This window comes from Segniliparus rugosus ATCC BAA-974, from assembly GCF_000185725.2.
Lineage (GTDB): Bacteria > Actinomycetota > Actinomycetes > Mycobacteriales > Mycobacteriaceae > Segniliparus > Segniliparus rugosus.
On sequence record NZ_KI391953.1, the window covers coordinates 477,325 to 498,494 of the forward strand.

Genomic DNA, 21,170 nt, shown 5'->3' on the forward strand with positions numbered 1-21,170 from the left:
CGGCGCAGGGTCGGCATCATCGGCCCGGGCGCAGACGCAAATCACACCGAGGGGGGTGCGGAGTGCCGCAATCTGTGGTACTCTGAAGCCTTGCGCTCGATGATGCACGTCCATTCACCGTTTTCCCTGCTGGGCCACTCCCAGGCCGCGCCTGCGCCAGGCGTGGCGGCCGCAGCAGGTTTGGAAGGCGGTCGCGTGGGAGGGGCAACGAGGAGCGCGCCGGAAACCGATTCAGCATCACAGCTGAGTGAATGACGCGACGGCGACGGGCTCTGGGGCCTGCCGCCACAATAGTGCTGGAAGGACGCATTTTGGCAGTCTCTCGCCAAACAAAAGCAGGCCACCCCGGAGCCCCTCGTCGAGTCTCATTCGCGAAGATCCGCGAACCTCTTGAGGTCCCCGGCCTGCTCGATGTGCAGACCGACTCGTTCGCTTGGTTGATCGGCGCGCCGTGGTGGCGCGAGCGGTCCCTTGAGCGGGGCGAGCACCTCAACGGCCAAGGCAAGCCCACCTCTGGCCTCGAGGACGTGCTGAACGAGATCTCCCCGATCGAGGACTTCTCCGGCTCGATGTCCCTCTCCTTCTCCGAGCCCCGCTTCGACGAGGTGAAAGCCTCCGAGGCGGAGTGCAAGGACAAGGACATGACCTACGCGGCCCCGCTGTTCGTCACCGCCGAGTTCATCAACAACAACACCGGCGAGATCAAGAGCCAGACCGTGTTCATGGGCGACTTCCCGATGATGACCGAGAAGGGCACCTTCATCATCAACGGCACCGAGCGCGTCGTGGTGTCCCAGGTCGTCCGCAGCCCCGGCGTGTACTTCGACGACACCATCGACAAGTCCACCGAGAAGACGCTGCACTCGGTGAAGGTCATCCCGAGCCGAGGCGCGTGGCTGGAGTTCGACGTGGACAAGCGCGACACCGTCGGCGTGCGCGTGGACCGCAAGCGCCGTCAGCCCGTCACCGTCCTGCTCAAGGCGCTCGGCTGGACCAACGAGCAGATCGTGGAGCGCTTCGGCTTCTCCGAGATCGTCATGACCACGTTGGAGAAGGACAACATCGCGGGCACCGACGAGGCCCTCTTGGACATCTTCCGCAAGCTGCGTCCGGGCGAGCCCCCGACCCGCGAAGGCGCGCAAGCACTGTTGGACAACTTGCTGTTCCAGGAGAAGCGCTACGACCTCGCCCGTGTCGGCCGCTACAAGCTCAACAAGAAGCTGGGCCTCAACGACGTCGTGGCCTCGCACGTCACCACGCTCACCGTCGAGGACATCGCGGCCACCATCGAGTACCTGGTGCGCCTGCACGAGGCCACTCCCGGCATTCCGGAGACGATGACCCCGCCCGGCGGCTCCGAGGTCCCGGTCGAGGTGGACGACATCGACCACTTCGGCAACCGGCGCCTGCGCACGGTCGGCGAGCTGATCCAGAACCAGATCCGCGTTGGCCTCTCGCGCATGGAGCGCGTGGTCCGCGAGCGGATGACCACCCAGGACGTGGAGGCCATCACGCCGCAGACCCTGATCAACATCCGCCCCGTGGTCGCCGCGATCAAGGAGTTCTTCGGCACCAGCCAGCTCTCCCAGTTCATGGACCAGAACAACCCGCTGTCGGGCCTGACCCACAAGCGGCGCATCTCCGCGCTCGGCCCCGGCGGCCTCTCCCGCGAGCGCGCGGGCCTGGAGGTCCGCGACGTGCACCCGTCCCACTACGGCCGGATGTGCCCGATCGAGACCCCGGAAGGCCCGAACATCGGTCTGATCGGCTCGCTCTCGGTCTTCGCGCGGGTGAACCCGTTCGGCTTCATCGAGACGCCGTACCGCAAGGTCGTCGACGGCAAGGTCACCGACGAGATCCACTACCTCACCGCCGACGAGGAGGACCGCTACGTCGTGGCGCAGGCCAACTCGCCGTTGGACGAGCAGGGCAAGTTCCTCGAAGAGCGCGTGCTGGTTCGCCGCAAGGGCGGCGAAGTCGAGTTCGTCAGCTCCGCCGAGGTCGACTACATGGACGTCTCGCCCCGGCAGATGGTGTCCGTCGCGACCGCGATGATCCCGTTCCTCGAGCACGACGACGCGAACCGCGCCTTGATGGGCGCGAACATGCAGCGCCAGGCCGTGCCGCTGATCCGAAGCGAGTCCCCGTTCGTCGGGACCGGCATGGAGCTGCGCGCCGCCATCGACGCGGGCGACGTCATCGTCACCGACAAGACGGGCGTGGTCGAGGAGGTCTCCGCCGACTACATCACCGTGATGGCGGACGACGGCTCCCGCAAGACCCACCGCCTGCGCAAGTTCGCCCGGTCCAACCACGGCACCTGCGCGAACCAGCGTCCCATCGTGGACGAGGGCCAGCGGGTCGAGAAGGGCCAGGTCCTCGCGGACGGGCACTGCACCGAGAACGGCGAGATGGCGCTGGGCAAGAACCTGCTCGTCGCGGTCATGCCGTGGGAAGGCCACAACTACGAGGACGCGATCATCCTGTCGCAGCGCCTCGTGGAGGAGGACGTGCTCACCTCGATCCACATCGAGGAGTACGAGATCGACGCCCGTGACACCAAGCTCGGGGCCGAGGAGATCACCCGCGACATCCCGAACGTCTCCGATGAGGTCCTCGCGGACCTGGACGAGCGCGGCATCATCCGCATCGGCGCGGAGGTCCGCGACGGCGACGTGCTGGTCGGCAAGGTCACCCCGAAGGGCGAGACCGAGCTGACTCCGGAGGAGCGCCTCTTGCGCGCCATCTTCGGCGAGAAGGCCCGCGAGGTCCGCGACACGTCCCTGAAGGTCCCCCACGGCGAGTCCGGCAAGGTCATCGGCATCCGCGTGTTCTCCCGCGAGGACGACGACGAGCTACCTCCGGGCGTGAACGAGCTGGTCCGGGTCTACGTGGCGCAGAAGCGCAAGATCCAGGACGGCGACAAACTCGCCGGCCGCCACGGCAACAAGGGCGTCATCGGCAAGATCCTGCCGATCGAGGACATGCCGTTCATGCCGGACGGCACCCCGGTGGACATCATCCTCAACAGCCACGGCGTGCCGCGCCGTATGAACATCGGCCAGATCCTCGAGGCGCACCTCGGCTGGATCGCCAAGACCGGCTGGAAGGTGGACGACGAGAACGGCCTGCCCGAGTGGGCGCAGAACCTCCCAGAGGACGCGCTCTCGGCACCGCCGAACTCCCGCGCCGCGACCCCGGTCTTCGACGGGGCGCGGGAAGAGGAGTTGCAGGGCCTGTTGTCCTCCACGATCCCGAACCGGGACGGCGAGGTCCTCGTCGGCCCCGACGGCAAGGCGACCTTGTTCGACGGCCGCTCCGGCGAGCCGTTCCCGCACCCGGTGGCGATCGGCTACATGTACATCCTGAAGCTGCACCACTTGGTGGACGACAAGATCCACGCGCGTTCCACCGGCCCGTACTCGATGATCACCCAGCAGCCACTCGGCGGCAAGGCGCAGTTCGGCGGCCAGCGGTTCGGCGAGATGGAGTGCTGGGCCATGCAGGCATACGGCGCCGCCTACACCCTGCAGGAGCTGCTCACCATCAAGTCGGACGACGTGGTCGGACGCGTGAAGGTGTACGAGGCCATCGTCAAGGGCGAGAACATCCCCGAGCCGGGCATTCCCGAGTCCTTCAAAGTTCTCCTCAAGGAGCTTCAGTCGCTGTGCCTGAACGTCGAGGTCTTGTCCAAGGACGGGGCCGCGATCGAGATGCGCGACACCGACGACGACGATCTGGACCGCGCGGCGGCCTCGCTCGGCATCAACCTCTCCCGCCGGGAGCAGGCCACCGTCGACGACCTCGCCCGCTGATAAGAGCTGATAGATAGGAATACACGAGTGATCGACGTCAATTACTTCGACGAGCTCCGCATCAGCCTCGCCGGCGCGGAGGACATCCGCCGCTGGTCTTACGGCGAGGTGAAGAAGCCGGAGACCATCAACTACCGGACCCTCAAGCCCGAGAAGGACGGCCTCTTCTGCGAGAAGATCTTCGGCCCGACCCGGGACTGGGAGTGCTACTGCGGCAAGTACAAGCGGGTTCGCTTCAAGGGCATCATCTGTGAGCGCTGCGGCGTGGAGGTCACCAAGGCCAAGGTCCGCCGCGAGCGGATGGGCCACATCGAGCTCGCCGCCCCGGTGACCCACATCTGGTACTTCAAGGGCGTGCCCAGCCGCCTCGGCTACCTGCTCGACCTCGCCCCGAAGGATCTGGAGAAGATCATCTACTTCGCGGCGTACGTGATCACCTCCGTGGACACGGAGATGCGCCACAACGAGCTTTCCACCCTCGAGGCGGAGATGGTCGTGGAGAAGAAGGGCGTCACCGACCAGCGCGACGTCGACCTCGAGGAGCGCGCGCAGAAGCTGGAGGCCGACCTCGCCGAGCTTGAGGGCGAAGGCGCGAAGGCCGAGGCCAAGCGCAAGGTCCGCGACGCGGGCGAGCGCGAGATGCGCCACATCCGCGAGCGGGCGCAGCGCGAGCTCGACCGCCTGGACGAGATCTGGACGACCTTCGTCAAGCTCGCCCCGCGCGACATGATCGTGGACGAGACCCTCTACAACGAGATCATCGACCGCTACGGCGAGTACTTCTCCGGCTCGATGGGCGCCGAGGCGATCAAGACCTTGATCGAGAACCTCGACATCGACGCGGAGGCGGACATCCTGCGCGAGACCATCCGTTCGGGCAAGGGGCAGAAGAAGCTCCGGGCGCTCAAGCGGCTCAAGGTCATCGCGGCGTTCCAGGCCACGGGCAAGAGCCCGCTCGGCATGGTGCTCGACGCGGTGCCGGTGATCCCGCCGGAGCTGCGCCCGATGGTGCAGCTCGACGGCGGGCGGTTCGCCACCTCCGACCTCAACGACCTCTACCGCCGTGTGATCAACCGGAACAACCGCCTCAAGCGGCTCATCGAGCTTGGCGCCCCGGAGATCATCGTCAACAACGAGAAGCGGATGCTGCAGGAGTCGGTGGACGCGCTCTTCGACAACGGCCGCCGGGGCCGTCCGGTCACCGGGCCGGGCAACCGTCCGCTCAAGTCGCTGTCCGATTTGCTCAAGGGCAAGCAGGGCCGGTTCCGCCAGAACCTGCTCGGCAAGCGCGTCGACTACTCCGGCCGTTCGGTCATCGTGGTCGGCCCGCAGCTCAAGCTGCACCAGTGCGGCCTGCCGAAGCTCATGGCGCTGGAGCTGTTCAAGCCGTTCGTCATGAAGCGGCTCGTCGACCTCTCCCACGCGCAGAACGTGAAGTCCGCCAAGCGGATGGTCGAGCGGCAGCGCCCGCAGGTGTGGGACGTCCTCGAAGAGGTCATCGCCGGGCACCCGGTGCTCCTCAACCGCGCGCCGACGCTGCACCGCCTCGGCATCCAGGCCTTCGAGCCGCAGCTGGTGGAGGGCAAGGCCATCCAGCTGCACCCGCTGGTCTGTGAGGCGTTCAACGCGGACTTCGACGGCGACCAGATGGCCGTGCACCTCCCGCTCTCCGCGGAGGCGCAGGCCGAGGCCCGCATCCTCATGCTGTCCTCGAACAACATCCTCTCGCCGGGTTCGGGCCGCCCGCTCGCCATGCCCCGTCTGGACATGGTCACCGGGCTCTACACCCTGACCCTCAAGAAGGACGACGCGCTCGGAGCCTACAAGGCGGCGGCGAAGGACCAGCCGGAGGAAGGCGTGTACTCCAGCCCGGCCGAGGCCATCATGGCCCTGGACCGGGGCGCGCTGTCGGTGCAGGCCCCGATCAAGATCCGGCTGACCGACCAGCGCCCGGACGCGAAGCTCGAGGCCGAGCTTTTCCCCGATGGCTGGACGCGAGGCCAGGCGTGGACCGCGCACACCACACTCGGACGGGTGATGTTCAACGAGCTGCTGCCGTCGGACTACCCGTTCGTGGACGAGCTTATGCTCAAGAAGCGCCAGGCGGTCATCATCAACGACCTCGCCGAGCGGTACCCGATGATCGTGGTCGCGCAGACCGTTGACAAGCTCAAGGACGCCGGCTTCCACTGGGCGACCCGCTCCGGGGTCACCGTCTCGATGGCCGACGTGCTCGTGCCGCCGAACAAGCGGGAGATCCTCGACACCTACGAGTCCCGCGCGGACAGCCTGGAGCGCAAGTTCCAGCGCGGCGCGCTCACCTCGGAGGAGCGTCGCGACGGTCTGGTCGAGATCTGGAAGCAGGCCACCGAAGAGGTCGGCGCGGCGCTTGAGGCGCACTACCCGGACGACAACCCGATCATCGTGATCGTGAAGTCCGGCGCGACGGGCAACATGACCCAGACCCGCACCCTCGCGGGCATGAAGGGCCTGGTGACCAACCCGAAGGGCGAGTTCATCCCGCGTCCGATCAAGTCCTCCTTCCGCGAGGGCCTGACGGTGTTGGAGTACTTCATCAACACCCACGGCGCCCGCAAGGGCCTTGCGGACACGGCGCTTCGCACCGCCGACTCGGGTTACCTGACCCGTCGTCTGGTCGACGTGTCGCAGGACGTGATCGTGGTCGAGTCCGACTGCGGCACCGAGCGCGGCATCAACGTCACCATCGCGACCAAGGGCTTCGACGGCGCGCTCATCCGCGAGCCGCACGTGGAGACCAGCGCCTACGCCCGCACCCTGGCCTCGGACGTGCTGGACGAGCAGGGCAACGTCGTCGCCGAGCGCGGCGCGGACGTGCGGGACGCGACGATCGACGAGCTCATCGCCTCGGGCATCTCGCAGATCAAGGTCCGTTCGGTGCTCACCTGCACCACGAGCAACGGCGTCTGCGCGAAGTGCTACGGCCGCTCCATGGCCACCGGCAAGCTGGTGGACATCGGCGAGGCCGTCGGCATCGTCGCCGCGCAGTCCATCGGCGAGCCCGGCACCCAGCTGACCATGCGCACCATCCACCAGGGTGGTGTCGGTGAGGACATCACCGGCGGTCTGCCCCGCGTCCAGGAGCTTTTCGAGGCACGCGTGCCCAAGGCGAAGGCCCCCATCGCGGAGGTCTCCGGCCGGATCCGCCTGGAGGACGAGGACCGGTTCTACCGGATCACGATCATCCCGGACGACGGCGGCGAAGAGGTCGTGTACGACAAGCTCTCGAAGCGTCAGCGGTTGAAGGTGCTGCGCGGCGCGGACGGCTCGGAGTCGGTCCTCGCGGACGGCTCGCACGTCGAGGTCGGCCAGCAGCTCTTGGAGGGCTCGTCCGACCCGCACGAGGTGTTGCGCGTCATGGGCCCGCGCCAGGTGCAGATCCACTTGGTCCACGAGGTCCAAGAGGTCTACCGCAGCCAGGGCGTGTCGATCCACGACAAGCACATCGAGGTCATCGTGCGCCAGATGCTGCGCCGGGTCACGATCATCGACTCGGGCTCCTCGGAGTTCCTGCCGGGCTCGCTCACCGAGCGCGGCGAGTTCGAGGCGGAGAACCGTCGGATCGTCGCCGAGGGCGGCGAGCCCGCGGCGGGCCGCCCGGTGCTCATGGGCATCACGAAGGCTTCGCTCGCGACCGACTCGTGGCTGTCGGCGGCCTCCTTCCAGGAGACCACCCGCGTGCTCACGGACGCCGCGATCAACACCCGCTCCGACAAGCTCATCGGCCTGAAGGAGAATGTGATCATCGGCAAGCTGATCCCGGCCGGCACGGGCGTCGCCCGCTACCGGCAGATCGAGGTCCAGCCGACCGAGGCCGCCAAGGCCGCGGCGTACTCGCTGCCCAGCTTCGCGGACGGCTACTACGGCTCGGACGCGGACTACGGCGTGGACTACAGCTCCGCCCGCTACAGCCACTCCGGCCCGGCGGTCCCGCTGGACGACTACGACTTCAGCGAATACCAGTGATGCGCTGAGTCGGAACATGGAAAGGCCCCCGGTTCGCCGGGGGCCTTTCCATGTTTATGACGCACAGTTCACCGCATCGCGCGTTGGAGGATCTCGCGTATGGCGTGCTCGCGGTGGAATGGTTTGGATCTCTGCAGCATCAGATCGTTGAGGGCAATGGGGTTGTTATAGGTGGTGGCGCGATTCTGACGGATGAGCTTCCATCTTGGATGAGACCAAGTGGTGATCCCGGAATAAGGCTCGCGAAGATGTGCGCCGGACTCCGTTTCGAGGGGAACTGCGCCATCGGCGGCGTACGAGGCCGCTTCGCCCCAGCGGGCCTTATCCGCGATTTCATGGGTGCTGAGCAGGTCGTTGTGGCGATAGAACTTCGCGCAGCCATTGACGATCCGCAGCAGCTCCTTATGCTCCTCGGCCAATGGAAAACCGAGAGCCTGCTCCACTTCTCGGAGCTCGGCCTCGGTCGCCCCGGAGTTTGGTGGAGTGTAAGAGGTGTTGCTGTGCTCGTGCCACCACGCGCGGATCTGGATGGTCCGCTCCACAAGGTCGATCAGCCCAGAAGGAGGGGCAAGATCGGGAAACCCGGGGAGCGCGCTGCAAAGGATGGCCTGTCCCTCGTCGCTCAGCGACAGTGTTTGTTCTACGAACCAAAATGCGAAGTTCTCGCTCTCCTGGATATCGGATCGGAACAGGATGGTCTGCCCCGCCCGGTAGCCAGAGCCGTTGACATCGATGATGGCGCCCGCCGCTCGGCAGTCGGCGCCGAAGAAGAACTCGGTGACCAGCTCGGCCATGCTGCGTTCCCCGACGATCGCGTAGAACTCCTGCGTCCATTCGCGGAGCCCTTCATCGCGCGGGGTCCGGAATTCCTCGGTGCCGAGGATACGGTCGGAACCGCTGCCTCCCCAGGTGCTCCCGTCGAACTGCGGCCAACCGTTCGCGGTCTTAAGGAACGACCGGTAGATCGGGTCGAGGGACCGTCCGAGCCGACCTTCCATAGCTTCGAGCTGGGCTTCGGTGGCTCCGGGATTCGGCTCGGAGACGACGCGAGGAGAGTCAGGCTCAAGCTCCTTGAGCCTGACTAGTTGTTCCCTATGCGCATCGATCAGCACGCCCCAATCAATCCTGCTCCAGTCCGCCACAGCGGTAGCGTAGTCGACGCGACCTCGGCGCTAGTCAGCGGAGCGGGAGTGCGTTACGCTGCAAGCATGGGTTCGAAGGAGCGGTTCTTGGGATTGGATCGTCGGCGCGCGGCGGGGCTATGCGTGTCCTCGGTTTTGCTTTTGGCGAGTTGCACCAAGGTGGTGGCCACGCACGCCAAACCCGACCCCGTCGCGCTCACCTCGTACCTGGCGGCTTCCTCGTCGAGCGTGGCCTCGGTGTCGTCGAGCAAGGCGGCGGTGGCGCAGAAAGCGGTGTGCTCGCAGCTCATCATCGGCTACGTCCGGTACTTGGTCGCCTGGAATGCTTTCGTCGACGCGTTGAACGGCTCGGGAACAGCGGAGAAGGGCCAGGTGGACGAGCTTTTGGGCGCGCTCGGGGATGCTTCGTCGCAGATGAAAGCCGCGAATGTGGACGCGAGCGAGGAGTTGGGGAGCGCGACGACCAACTACACGGACGCCCTGGACAGGCTGACGGGCCTGCTGAAAAAGCAGAACGGGAGCATTAGCGCGTTGAACGACGCCAGCCACCAGGTCACTGCCGCGGAGCAGAAGCTCATGGGCCTTTGCCCCAGCTAGCCGGTGAAGTCGTGCGCGAACGTCTGTATGAGGCTTCTCTCAGCCAAGCCGAGTACCATGCGGAGGACATGATTTTCGACCGGCAGGCATTCCAGAGGCGCAGTTGGCGCGTGTTCGCGGCTCTCTGCGCGAGCGTGTTTCTCGTTTCGGGCTGTTCGGAGGACGGGGCGAAGAAGCCGGCGGACCCGAACGCGCCTGCGGGGCAGGCGAAGCCGAACGGGCCGATGTTCGCAGAATGCGCCGGGCTCACGCCGCAGGAGGTCGCGCAGAAGCTCGGCGGCGCGAACGCGAGGGTCCAATTCCGCAACTCGGTGACATGCCAGTGGGCGATCGGGGGCACCAAACAGGCCTCGTTCACGTGGTACCGGGGCAGCCCGATCGGGCGGGAGGAGTCCTGGGAGGGCAAGACCAGGGACGGCGTCAAAGACATCTCGATCCGCAACTACCCTGGGTTCTTGATCTACCAGGCGACCCAAGGGCAGGCGTTGTGCGAGCTTGGGGTGGACTTCGGCAACGACTTCATCGAATGGTCCGTCGAGCTCGGCGCGCTAGCCCCCGGCCAGGACCGGTGCGAGGGGACGCGCCAGCTCGCGGAGATGAGCATCGATCGGGCGAAGAAATGACCGGGCTGACAAGAAAAGGGGCGAAGCCCGGCTTCGCGGGAGGCAGGCTCGCGGCGGCGCTGGCGCTCGTGGCCGCCCTGGTCGCGGGCTGCGGCGGCAACGCGGGCAGCGCGGGGCCGACCAACACCACCGTGCGCCAGCAGGCCGCCGATCCGTACGACAACCTCATGCACGAGTGCGAGCTGCTCAACCAGCAGGAGATGCTCGACGCGCTCGGCATGAAGAGCCGCGCCTCGACGTTCAACGGGGCCGTGTGCCGGTGGAGCGTGTTCGGGGGAGGCGAGCCGTTGGAAGTCACGTTCTATTGGTTCGAGACGGGCAACCTCGACCGTGAGAAAGACACGCTGGACTTCCTCAAATACGACAACCAATGGCGCGATTTCGACGGCCAGAAAGGCATTCTCGCGCATCCGCCCGGCGAACTCTCGACCTGCGGGGCCGTGGCGAACGCGGAGAGCAAGGGCATCATCGGCTGGTGGGTGCAGCCGGTCTTCGGCTCCGGCGGGGACTCCTGCGACAAAGCGGTCAAGCTGATGATGAAGTCGCTGAACACCCGGACCTGATCATCCGGCCTTGGCGGGGTGAGCGCTTTCGGGCTTCGCGCGGAGAACTTTCGGGCTTCGCGCGGGGAGGCTGTGGCTTCCCAGGGGCAGGCTCATCGCAAGGCGGCGAAAGCCTGCCTCGGCGAGCGGGGATGGCCTTGCGCCACAGCTGGGCATTGGCGAGCGGGCCGTGGACGAAGACGCGCCCCGGACCGGCGCGTTAGAGCCGGATCACCTTGGCGACGGCCTTGGCCTTGCCGTCAACGACGAACCAGACGTCCGCCCCGTTCCCTGCGACCGTCGAGCTGAGCGTGACCTGCTCGGCGGGCTGGACCGGCGAGATGTACTCGATGATCGCGCGGTACCGTCCGGAGAGCAGGTCGGTCCCTCGGAGCAGGTGCTCGACGGCCTCCCAGTAGGCGGCGTTGTTGACGTGTTGGAACTGGTCGATGTCGGTGGAGCGCAGCTGCCATGGCGATACCTGCGCGTCCGCCGGGGGCTCGGGCGAGAGGAGGGGCTTCCATCGCAGGTGGTGGTTGTCCGTGGCCTGGCCGAACCGCTCCACGAAGTCGTCCGAGATGCGCGCCGGGCCCTTGGTCTCCTTGTTGAAGTTGATCCAGAAGGCCTCGGTCTCGAAGTGCGTCCCCTTGTCCCCGACGACCTGGATGCGCACGCTGCACCAGAATTTGGCCATGCCAGAGCACCAGCGGCGCAAGGTCAACGTCTCGCGCAACAGATCCGCCGCGGGGGACTGCGCCTCGATCAGGGTCCGCTGGACCACCCAGTACGGATGGATCTCGCCGAATCCCGCCGCGAGCAAGTGGTCGTAGCCGAGGTCTTGGAGGTAGCGGGCCACCGAGTCGAGCCGCGCCCTGCGGTAGACGTCCACGTCGCCGAGGCCCGCCCGCCAGGACTCCTCGAAGTACAGCTCGGGGTTTTCGGGCAGCGGAGCCAGCGGTGCAAGCAGGTCCTTCTCGGTCAACGTCGAGTCGCTCATAGTGTTGAATGCGCCTTACAGAAAAGATTCGGTGGGGTCACGACGTGGAAAGCATACCCTGCGCCGGGGCGAGAAGGTCGGTGCGCTCGCCGCCCTACCGGTACGATGCCAGCTGTGGAGCAGGTCGACCGTCTCCGGCTCCGATGGAGTCGGCTCGCCGAGGCTGTGCCCCGAACCGGCCCGGCGCTGATCGCGCTCGCGGCGCTGGTGCTCGGGGCCGTCGTGCTGCCGCAATGCTTCCCGGCGCGGGCCCGCGCCGACGTCGTGGAATACATGGTGCCCACCCCCGAGATGCCGGATGTGAAGGTCCGCATTTGGCGGGCGGCCGGCGGCGGCAAGAAATCCCTCATCCTCCTCGACGACCTGCGCGCGTCGCCGGAGCGCAGCGGCTGGGAGCAGAACACCGACGCCGAGAACATCGCGCTGGGCGGGATCAACATCGTCGAGCCGGTCGGCGGCCAAGCCAGCTTCTACACCGACTGGGACTCGCGGAGCAATCTCAACGGCCAGCCGTACCGATATCTTTGGGAGACGTTCCTGGCTGTGACCTTGCCGAAGTTCCTGGCCTCCATCGGCCTGGACTCGCGGCACAACGCGATTGCGGGAGCCTCGATGGGGGGAGGGGCGGCGCTCATCCTCGCGGCGAACCACCGCGAGCTCTTCGCGTTCGCGGGATCGTTCTCCGGATTCGTGAACGTGAGCGCGCCGGGGGCCCGCGAGTCGATCCGCGTGGTCATGCTCGGCGACGGCGGTTACAACAGCGACAGCATGTGGGGTCCGCCGTGGAGCCCGCGCTGGATGCAGAACGACGCCACGGTGCGGGCCGAGGATCTGCGCGGGCTGCCGATGTACATCTCGGCGGGCGGCGGCGGCACCACTTCGTTCGACGCGGCGAACCCCGGGCTCGACACGCTCAACGCGCAGATGCTCGAAGGCATGGCCAACTCCGAGGCGCGGGCGCTCCAGCGCCGATTCGGCGAGCTTGACATCCGCGCGACTTTCGATTTCACCGAGGAAGGCACGCACACATGGCCCTACTGGAAGGCCGAGTTATGGAAGGCCCTGCCGAAGATCCGGCTCGCGCTTGGTGTCTGAGGCATCACGATAAGCTGTGATTCTGCTGAGAGTCGCGAGTCCGTTCCTCAGGTTGTGTGCTTATACTCTGTATCTTGTAACCTGTCGTGCGAAACAAAAATCGCAGCTCAAGCGGCATTCGACCAGATTCGGATTCGGCGCACGGCGATAGGTTCGCTGAATTTGCCGTTCGGCGGTCATGGCTGGCAGTATTGCCCGCGACCGCGCTACTAAGGTTAAAACACTTCGCGAAAGCGTGTGGAAAGGAAGAGCATGGAACGTCGCACCGGTGTGCTAAGACTGTTCGCGGGGGTGATGGCCGTTGCGACTGGGTTCAGTTTCGCTCTCGCGCCGCAAGCAAGCGCTATGGAGGACCCGGGCCCCATTCCGGCCGTCAAGTCCGCGCCCGACGACCCGGGCCCGCTCGCGCACGTGCAGGAGTACTACCTCCCGACCCCCGAGATGCCGGACGTGAAGATCCGCGTCTGGAAGGCGACCAACGGCTCGAAGAAGTCGGTGGTCCTGCTCGACGGCCTGCGCGCCACCAACGACGTCTCCGGCTGGGAGCACGAGACCAACGCGCACCTCCTGGCGAACTACGGCGTCAACGTGATCGAGCCGGTCGGCGGCAACGCGAGCTTCTACACCGACTGGCAGCAGCCGAGCCAGGGCAACAACCAGCCCTACCGCTACATGTGGGCGACCTTCATCGGCAAGACCCTCCCGGCCTGGATGGCCTCGCAGGGCCTTGACCCGAACGGCAACGCCATCGCCGGCCTGTCGATGGCGGGCTCGTCCGCGTTCATCCTCGCGGCCAACTACCCGGACAAGTACAAATTCGCCGCCGCCTACTCCGGCTACATGAACCTCGACGACGGCAGCCGAGGGCAGATCTGCATCTCGATGTGGTCCGAGCAGGGCTTCAGCTGTGACAGCATGTGGGGCCCCGGCTACAACGACACGTGGCGGGCCAACGACCCGGTTGCGCAGCTCGACAAGCTCCGCAACACCTCGCTGTACCTCTCTTGGGGCAACGGGGAGAAAGGCCCGTGGGACGACGACTACGCGAAGCACGCGAACTACAACTTCATCAACAGCTTCTCGGCGGGCTTCCTCGAGGGCATCATCAAGGGCGATGACGAGAAGTTCAAGCAGGCCGCCGACAACGCGGGCGTCAACGTCACGTACAACATCCAGCCGTGGGGCACGCACATGTGGCCCTACTGGGAGTACAATCTCTGGAACTCCTTGGACCAGATGAAGTCCGCCATCGGAGCCTGATCCGAGCAGACTTGCCCGAAGGGCCCCCGCCGCACGGCGGGGCCCTTCGGGTTTCTCTGCGGAGAGATGACGAGCGGCCTTGGGGCTCTTTCACAGAGGCTCCACAGGCCGAGGGGCCAAGATGGATTCCGTGCCCACCTCGGCGAGGCTCCCCCGAGTCCTCGGCGATATGTGCGACCCTCGAAGGGTCGTTTTCCGAAAGGATCCTCATGGAAAACTTTGCGAACGCTGCGAACGTTATGGCGGAGGGGCGGGCCGGCTCGTTCTCGAGACGGCGCTTCGGCCTCCTCGCCACAGCCGGAGCCGCTGGAGTCGCGCTCGCGGGCCAAGCACAGCCCGCGTTCGCGACCCCGCCGGACGACCACCCCGGCTCGGACCCGAACGAGACGGTCGAAGAGCACATGGTGCCCACGCCCGAGATGCCGGATGTGAAGGTGCGCCTGTGGCGGGCGACGAACGGCTCGAAGAAGTGCGTCATCCTGCTCGACGGCCTGCGCGCCACATGGGATGTTTCTGGCTGGGAGCACATGACCAATGTGCACGAGGCGGCCCAGCGCGGCATCACCGTGGTCGAGCCGGTCGGCGGCAACGCGAGCTTCTACACCGACTGGGACTCGCCGAGCAACCTCAACAACCAGCAGTACCGCTACATGTGGGAGACGTTCATCGGCACGACGCTGCCGAACTACCTCGGCTCGATCAAGCTCTCGCCGACCGGAAACGCCATCGTCGGTCTCTCCATGGGCGGCGGCGCGGCGCTGATCCTCGCCGCCAACCACCGCGACCGGTTCGGTTTCGCCTCGTCTTTGTCCGGGTTCCTCAACCTCACCGCTCCTGGCATGCGAGAGGCGGTGCGGGCCGCGATGCTCTCCGAGCAGGGCTTCAACAGCGACTGCATGTGGGGTCCGCCGTGGAGCCCGCGCTGGCCGCAGAACGACCCGACGGTGCGCGTCAACGATCTGAAAGGCATCCCGCTGTACATCTCGGCGGCTCGGGGCGGGGCCACCGACAAGGACGGCGACCTTTCGGGCGTGGACAAGGTCAGCGCGGCGGGGCTGGAGACCATCGCCTACTCGCAGACGAAGAACTTCCAGGAGAAAGCGCAAGCCGCCGGGCTCAACGCCCGTTTCGTCCTCGACGCCGCCGGCACGCACAACTGGCCGTACTGGCAGGAGCACTTCTGGGACTCGCTGGACTACATGAAGCAGTCGATCGGGGCTTGATCGGTCGCCGCATCGCGCAAGCGGCGGCGGCCGAAGCCCGCGCCACGTCGAAGGCGGCCGCGCCCGGCGGCCGCGATCCAAGGGCCGGTCGGCTCTAGCGCGCGTGGGGCGGCTGTCATAGAGCGTCGGCGCTGTGGTGGAACACTCTTTGCCAGCCGTCTTCATGTCAGTTAATCTGACAATGGTGTGAAAAGCGCACAGCTATGACAGGCCGTGTCCGGTCGACGAAAACGGAGGAAAAGCAGATGGCTTCGCCTGCGGAACGCCAGAATACGATCCGGGCGCTCTCCCCATTCGAGACGTTCTTCACGGCGGTCTCGGCCACGGTGTGGCTGTCCGTCCGGCTGCGCGGCCCCCTCGACCGCGCCGCCCTCGCCGGGGCGTTGCGCGTCACGCAGGCCGCGTACCCGGTGTTGCGCCAGAAGATCACGTTCGGGGAGCAGGGGTTCGTGCTCGCCGAGGGGGAGGGGCAGGGCCCGCCGGTCCTCGTCAAAGACGTCGCGGCGCTCGAAGAGCCAGAACTATGGGCGTTGACTCCGGGCAGCGGGCTGGTCGCGCTGAGCGTCGTCTCGGCGGGGGACGAGCACGTGGTGTCGTTCGGGGCGCACCACGGAGTCGCGGACGCGCGCTCGGTCATGCACTATCACACCCAGTTCTGGGCGGCGTACACGAAGATTGCGACAACCGGATCGGCTCCCGAGCCGGTCGCAGCCCCCATGCCCTCGGCCCCCGAGGCGTTGCTGCGCGAGCGCGGCGTGGTCCAGTTGCCGACGGGCGGCGTTGAGCGGCTCGACGGCACGGTCTGGGGCGGCAGGCCGGCGACGGGCTCGGTCGGTTCGGACGAAGAGGAGGAGCGGCGGATTGCCTTAGAAGCCGAGACCACATCGGCGTTGCGCCGGGCGGGCAAAGCGCGCGGCGTTTCGCTGCACGGCATGGTGTGCGGAGCCATCCTGAAAGCGGAGCGCTCGCTGGTGTCCGGACATCCGGCGGGCCCGGTCGGCATCGGCCTGCGCAGCTCGGTGGACATCCGCGAGCGGATCGACCCGCCGATCGGGATCGTGGAAGGGACGAACCTCGTCGCCATGGCGTACACGAAGGCGGTGGTGGACGAGGCGAGCGACCCGTTCGAACTCGGCTCCCGCATGCTTGCGGACTTGGCGGCGGACTTGGCGAGCGGCCTGGTCCAGCAGCAGATCTACCACGTGTTCGAAGACTTTGCGCGGATGCGGACCCCCTCCTTGTACGTCACCAACGTCGGGGAGTTCCAAGCTCTGCCGACCCCGGCCGGGCTTGTGGTCGAGGACATGCGCGGCACGGTCAGAATCAAGGCCGTCCAACTCCCCGGCGCGGACCGGATGCCAGCCCCCTCGGAAAACGGGGCTTCCACCTACATGGTCTACGCCTACGGCGGCCGCCTCACTGTCGAGGCGCACTACCCTGGCGGCGCGTTCACCTCGGCGGAGGTGGACCGGCTGGCCGCCGAGGTGGAGTCGAACCTGCGCGAGATGGCGGACGCCGGATGACCGCTCAGGGCTTGGTCCAGGTCACGGCATAGCGCCACATGGCGAGCCTGCGGACCCGCGCTCCCGGCAGGACGCGCTGGACGGTGGCCTCGACCTGGCGGTAGCTCAAGGCAGGGTCGGCGAGAGGGGAGGGATGCTCCCATTTCCGCCTGCCCCGCGCCCAGGTGTGCCAGCGGTACGCGACCGCGCCGACCAGCCCCCACAGGAGCGCGGCGGGCAGGCGCTCGCGCGTCAAGGCGACCACGACGAGCCGCCCGCCCGGACGCAGCAGAGCGGCCATGCGGCGCAAGGCCGCTTCGAGCGGCAGGTGATGCGCCGTCGCCGAGGAGAGGATGGCGTCGAACGACTCGTCGCGCAGCGGCGCGGCGAGGACATCGGCGCGCACGAACGCAAGGTCCGGACCGGGATGCTCGGCGCGCGCGATCCGGAGGCTCTCCTCGTGCAGGTCGACGCCCACGATGAGCGCTCCAGGGGCTTTCGCGCGCACTTCGGGCACGAGCGTCCCGACGCCGCAGCCGACATCGAGGACGCGCCGCGCCGTTTCAGGCACGGCGCGGACCATGAGGCGCTGATAGTGGATATTGGTGTTCCATCGCTCGGTCACGCGAAGACTCCTCGCTCGTGGAGCACATGCTGCCACAGGCGCAGGCCCAGATACGAGCGCCACGGCGCGCAGCGGGTGGCTTCTTTCAGATCGAAACCGAGGCTTTCCGCGCCGCGACGGACCACGAGATCGGTGTCGAGCAGCGTGTCAGGGTCGAGCAGGTAGCGCAGCACGACATAATCCGCCGTCCACGGCCCGATCCCCGGCAGGCCGAGCAATTGCTCGCGCAGCTCGGCGGGGGCCATGCCGGTGTGCGGTTCGAGCTTGCCGTCCGCCAGCGCCTGGGCGACGGCGAGGATCGACCGAATGCGGGCGGCGGGGCCTCGCAAGGAAGCGCCGTCGTCGGCGACGATCTGCTCCGCAGTCGGGAACAGCCTGGTGAGACAGCCTTCTGGATCGGGATCGTCCATCGGGTCGCCGAGCGCCTCGGCCAGTCTGCCGGTGTGGGTCCGCGCTGCGGCGATGGAGATCTGCTGTCCGATCATGGTGCGCAGAATCAGCTCCGACGCGTCGCTCGCCCCAGGAAGACGCAGGCCAGGGCTGCGGGCGATCGCTCCGGCGAGGTCGGGGGCCAGCCCGGCGAGGGCCGCGTCCACCGGCTCCGGGTCGGCGTCGAGGTCGAAGAGGCGGCGGACGCGGTTCACCGCCGCGGTCAGATCCCGCGCGTCGGCCAGCTGGAACCGGACGCGGATGCTGGATCCTTCGGGCTCGATCCGCGCGCAGACGATCCCCGGCCCATGCGGCAGGCGCACGGTGCGGCGGTAGTCCCCGGCCCGGACCTCCTCCACGCCGGGAACCGCGTGGTCGGTGAGGAACCAGCGCATCCATGGCACGTCCAGCGGGCCACGGAACGGCAATCTGAGCACGATCCCGCCGAGGGCGGCGCGCGCGGGAGGACGCTCGCGCCGCAGCTCGCGAGGGGCGGCGGCGAAGACTGTCTGGATCGTGTCGTTGAACTGGCGGACGCTCGCGAATCCTGCGGCGAAAGCGATATCGGCGAAGGGGAGGGCGGTGGTCTGGATGAGCGTTCGCGCGGTCGCGGCCCGCCGCGCTCGCGCCAACGCCAACGGCCCTGCGCCGAGCTCCGCGACTAAGAGCCGGTTCAGCTGGCGGCTGGAGTAGCCGAGCCGTCGGGCGAGCCCTTCCACGCCGTCGCGGTCCACGACGCCGTCGTCGATGAGCCGCATCGCGCGGGCCGCCGCGTCCGAGCGCAGATTCCATTGCGGCGAGCCGGGGACGGCGTCCGGCGCGCACCGCCGACAGGCGCGGTAGCCCGCGAGCTGCGCCGCCGCGGCTGTCGGGTAGAACGTGACGTTCTCGGATTTCGGAGTCCTCGCGGGGCAGGACGGGCGGCAATAAATCCGCGTGGTCGCCACGGCTGTGTAGAACTGCCCGTCGAACCGGGAGTCTTTCGAGGCGATTGCCCGATAGCGCGCCTGAAAGCCGCTCCCTGGGTCCAGCTCGCGGTCTGCTGCGTTGCTCATGCGTCCACCTTGCCAGCGCCGTCCCCGCCATGCTAGCGGTTATCGGACATTGCCGTCGGCGCAGGGATTCGACGCAGGCTGATCGCGGATCTATACCGCGACCAGCGTTTCCATTACGCTTCGATCTTTCGCGTCCGGCCCGTTCCCCCTACGCCGCGCCAGGCGCGACGAAGAAGGGACGAGGAAAGACATTGCGGGACCCCAGGGAAATTTCGCGTTGGACCAAGGAGTTGGCAGCACCGTGACGGATGTGAGTGTGCAATTTTCACGGGAACCCGTGACGACGGCTGCGCGAGAGGAAGAGAAGCGCGGCACGGTCTGGATCCGGTCCGCCGCCGATGTCTCGGAGATCGTGAACCGGGGGGCGGGCCGCGCGGCGCACGCGCGGGTGATCGTGCTGCTCGCGCTCGGCGGGGTCTTCCTCGACGCCTACGATCTGACTTCGCTCGCGTACGGCGAGGAGGCGGTGCGCGAGCAGTTCCACATCGGGCCGGTCCAGCTCGGCCTTGTGGTCAGCGCGATCTCGCTCGGCGCGCTCTTCGGGTCGTTCTTCGGCGGCGCGCTGGTCGACCGGATCGGGCGATACCGGGTCTTCATGGCGGACATGGTCTTCTTCGTCGTGGCGGCCATCGGGGCCGCGCTTGCGGTGAACGCGGCGATGCTCATCGGCTTCCGCTTCCTCATGGGGGTCGGCGTCGGCATGGACCTGCCGGTCGCGATGGCGTTCCTCGCGGAGTTCTCCAGGCTGCAAGGCAAGGGCGGCAAGTCGGACCGGACCGCCGCGTGGTGCCCGGCCTGGTACGCCGCCACGACCGCCTGCTACGTCGTCATCCTGGCGATCTACGCGCTCTTGCCCGCAGAGCAGCACCAGCACATCTGGCGGTACGTGGTGGGCTTCGGGGCGGTTCCCGCCCTGGCCATCATCGCGGTGCGCAAGCGCTACATCGACGAGTCGCCCGCATGGGCGGCGGGCCAGGGCGACCTCGAGGGCGCCGCGGCGATCCTGCGCCGCAGCTACGGGGTCGAAGCCGAGGTCGCCCCGGACGCGCGACGGGAGACGGCGCAAAGCTCCGCAGGCCAGAAGTACCGGGAGTTGTTCCGGCCGCCTTATCGGCGGCGGACTTTGCAGAACCTCGTCGCGAACACCGCGCAGAATTTCGGCTACAACTCGGTCGCCTTCGGTCTGCCGGTCATCATCGCGACGTTCCTCGCCCAGGGCGAGCTCACCACGATCGTCGCCGCGCTGGTGCTCAACCTCGCGTTCGCCTTCACCGGGGGCATGCTGGGCATCGGCTGGTCGCGAAGCCGAGGCGCGTGGCGGATGACCTTGATCGGATTCGGGCTCCAGCTTGTGGCGTTCGTCGTGCTGGCGCTGCTCGGCGTGCCGACGGGGCCCGCCTCCATCGCGCTGGCGCTGGCGATGCTCGGGCTATACCTCTTCGCGCAGGCGAGCGGTCCGGGGGCGAACCTCATGACGTTCGCGGCGCTGAGCTACCCGACTCGGATCCGGGGGACCGGCGTCGGGTTCAGCAGGGGCGTGGACAGCGCCGCGACGACAGCGACCCTGTTCCTCTTCCCGGTGCTCGCGGCGGCGTTGTCGACCAAGGTCTTCTGGGTGATCGCCCTCGCTCCGGTCGTCGGGGCCGTCGCGCTCCTGATCGGGAGATGGGAGCCGGTCGCCCACGACGCGGACGCGGAGGACGCCGCCGCCGAGGGGAGCTGATCACCCGGCTTTGCCGAGCGCTTGCCCTGTCGAGCCGAGGACCATCGCGCCGTGGATCAGCCGGAAGTCGTCCTCGCCCAGCTCGATCAGGCCGCGCCGCAGCTGGATGCCCCAATGCGGGCCCGAGGCGAGGTCGAGCCGCTCCCGCAGCGCGGCAATCGGCACGATTGAAGCCGTACGATCGTATTGGACGCGTCGCCGCCACGGCCGGGGGCAGCTCTCACGGACAAAATCGCCAGAGGCGCCCGAGGGGGAGAGGCGCCCCTCGTCCGCCTGCCAGGGTTCGTCGTCGGCGACCTGCCCGATCGCAGTGAACGCGTGGACCTGCGCCCCGTCGCGGATGCGCTCGCGGGAGGAGTAGTAGACGAGCCAGTCCCCCCGGCGCATCCTGGCGAGCAGATTCCGTTTGCCGTGATTCGCCTGGGCGAAACCGAGTTCGACGCCTCGGCGCACATGCTCGTGCGAGACGACTCCAAGCCAGTGCCTCATGATTTGCCTCCTGATGTCGTTGCTGTGACGTCCATAGTGCGGCAGGGG

At 67.4% G+C, this 21,170-nt stretch carries 15 protein-coding genes; 10 read left to right on the forward strand and 5 right to left on the reverse strand.

Annotated features, from left to right (window positions below; genetic code table 11):
• The first annotated feature begins 293 nt into the window (after positions 1-293).
• Both rpoB and HMPREF9336_RS02355 read left to right on the forward strand, forming a co-directional pair.
• Positions 294-3,815: a DNA-directed RNA polymerase subunit beta gene (rpoB, locus tag HMPREF9336_RS02350; protein ID WP_156920271.1), complete on the forward strand. Its 3,522-nt coding sequence runs from the start codon at positions 294-296 to the stop codon at positions 3,813-3,815.
• Positions 3,816-3,842: 27 nt separating this feature from the next.
• A complete protein-coding gene (locus HMPREF9336_RS02355; RefSeq protein ID WP_007471709.1) occupies positions 3,843-7,820 on the forward strand; it encodes a DNA-directed RNA polymerase subunit beta' in 3,978 nt (1,325 codons plus the stop codon).
• 68 nt (positions 7,821-7,888) lie between these two features.
• Here HMPREF9336_RS02355 and HMPREF9336_RS02360 read toward each other — a convergent pair whose 3' ends face one another.
• Complete coding sequence (locus tag HMPREF9336_RS02360) at positions 7,889-8,962, reverse strand: SMI1/KNR4 family protein (RefSeq protein WP_021029956.1); 1,074 nt, start codon at positions 8,960-8,962, stop codon at positions 7,889-7,891.
• A gap of 66 nt (positions 8,963-9,028) precedes the next feature.
• On the opposite strand from HMPREF9336_RS02360, the gene HMPREF9336_RS02365 reads away from it, so the two are divergent.
• The 3 genes from HMPREF9336_RS02365 to HMPREF9336_RS02375 all read left to right on the forward strand — a co-directional run bounded on the left by HMPREF9336_RS02365 (position 9,029) and on the right by HMPREF9336_RS02375 (position 10,745).
• Complete coding sequence (locus HMPREF9336_RS02365) at positions 9,029-9,559, forward strand: hypothetical protein (RefSeq protein WP_021029957.1); 531 nt, start codon at positions 9,029-9,031, stop codon at positions 9,557-9,559.
• A 134-nt stretch (positions 9,560-9,693) separates the two neighbouring features.
• Entirely contained in the window at positions 9,694-10,182 is a 489-nt protein-coding gene (locus HMPREF9336_RS02370) for a DUF3558 domain-containing protein (protein WP_244431580.1), read from the forward strand.
• Positions 10,179-10,745 carry a DUF3558 domain-containing protein gene (locus HMPREF9336_RS02375; RefSeq protein ID WP_007471701.1) on the forward strand — a complete coding sequence of 189 codons (567 nt, stop codon included), beginning with the start codon at positions 10,179-10,181 and terminating at the stop codon, positions 10,743-10,745. The genes HMPREF9336_RS02370 and HMPREF9336_RS02375 overlap by 4 nt, the downstream gene beginning before the upstream one ends.
• Positions 10,746-10,944: 199 nt before the next feature.
• Here HMPREF9336_RS02375 and HMPREF9336_RS02380 read toward each other — a convergent pair whose 3' ends face one another.
• Positions 10,945-11,721: an acyl-[acyl-carrier-protein] thioesterase gene (locus HMPREF9336_RS02380; RefSeq protein ID WP_007471699.1), complete on the reverse strand. Its 777-nt coding sequence runs from the start codon at positions 11,719-11,721 to the stop codon at positions 10,945-10,947.
• 114 nt (positions 11,722-11,835) lie between these two features.
• On the opposite strand from HMPREF9336_RS02380, the gene HMPREF9336_RS02385 reads away from it, so the two are divergent.
• The 4 genes from HMPREF9336_RS02385 to HMPREF9336_RS02400 all read left to right on the forward strand — a co-directional run bounded on the left by HMPREF9336_RS02385 (position 11,836) and on the right by HMPREF9336_RS02400 (position 16,822).
• A complete protein-coding gene (locus HMPREF9336_RS02385) occupies positions 11,836-12,816 on the forward strand; it encodes an alpha/beta hydrolase (protein WP_007471697.1) in 981 nt (326 codons plus the stop codon).
• 345 nt (positions 12,817-13,161) lie between these two features.
• Positions 13,162-14,076, forward strand: a complete 915-nt coding sequence (locus HMPREF9336_RS02390) for an alpha/beta hydrolase (protein ID WP_244431581.1) — start codon at positions 13,162-13,164, stop codon at positions 14,074-14,076.
• Positions 14,077-14,285: 209 nt separating this feature from the next.
• Positions 14,286-15,299 (forward strand): alpha/beta hydrolase, encoded by a 1,014-nt coding sequence (locus HMPREF9336_RS02395; protein WP_007471692.1) that lies wholly within the window; start codon positions 14,286-14,288, stop codon positions 15,297-15,299.
• A gap of 245 nt (positions 15,300-15,544) precedes the next feature.
• Positions 15,545-16,822 (forward strand): phthiocerol/phthiodiolone dimycocerosyl transferase family protein, encoded by a 1,278-nt coding sequence (locus HMPREF9336_RS02400; RefSeq protein WP_007471690.1) that lies wholly within the window; start codon positions 15,545-15,547, stop codon positions 16,820-16,822.
• Positions 16,823-16,826: 4 nt separating this feature from the next.
• Here the strand turns inward: HMPREF9336_RS02400 and HMPREF9336_RS02405 are convergent, their stop codons facing one another.
• On the reverse strand, positions 16,827-17,426 hold the full coding sequence (locus tag HMPREF9336_RS02405; RefSeq protein WP_007471688.1) for a class I SAM-dependent methyltransferase: 600 nt from the start codon (positions 17,424-17,426) through the stop codon (positions 16,827-16,829).
• Positions 17,423-18,910, reverse strand: a complete 1,488-nt coding sequence (locus HMPREF9336_RS02410) for a DNA-3-methyladenine glycosylase 2 family protein (protein ID WP_007471686.1) — start codon at positions 18,908-18,910, stop codon at positions 17,423-17,425. Before HMPREF9336_RS02410 ends, HMPREF9336_RS02405 begins: the two co-directional genes overlap by 4 nt.
• A 277-nt stretch (positions 18,911-19,187) precedes the next feature.
• On the opposite strand from HMPREF9336_RS02410, the gene HMPREF9336_RS02415 reads away from it, so the two are divergent.
• Positions 19,188-20,633: an MFS transporter gene (locus HMPREF9336_RS02415; protein WP_040584566.1), complete on the forward strand. Its 1,446-nt coding sequence runs from the start codon at positions 19,188-19,190 to the stop codon at positions 20,631-20,633.
• Here HMPREF9336_RS02415 and HMPREF9336_RS02420 read toward each other — a convergent pair whose 3' ends face one another.
• Positions 20,634-21,122, reverse strand: coding sequence for an EVE domain-containing protein (locus HMPREF9336_RS02420; protein WP_007471683.1), 489 nt, complete (start codon positions 21,120-21,122; stop codon positions 20,634-20,636). It lies immediately after the preceding gene.
• Positions 21,123-21,170 lie beyond the last annotated feature (48 nt).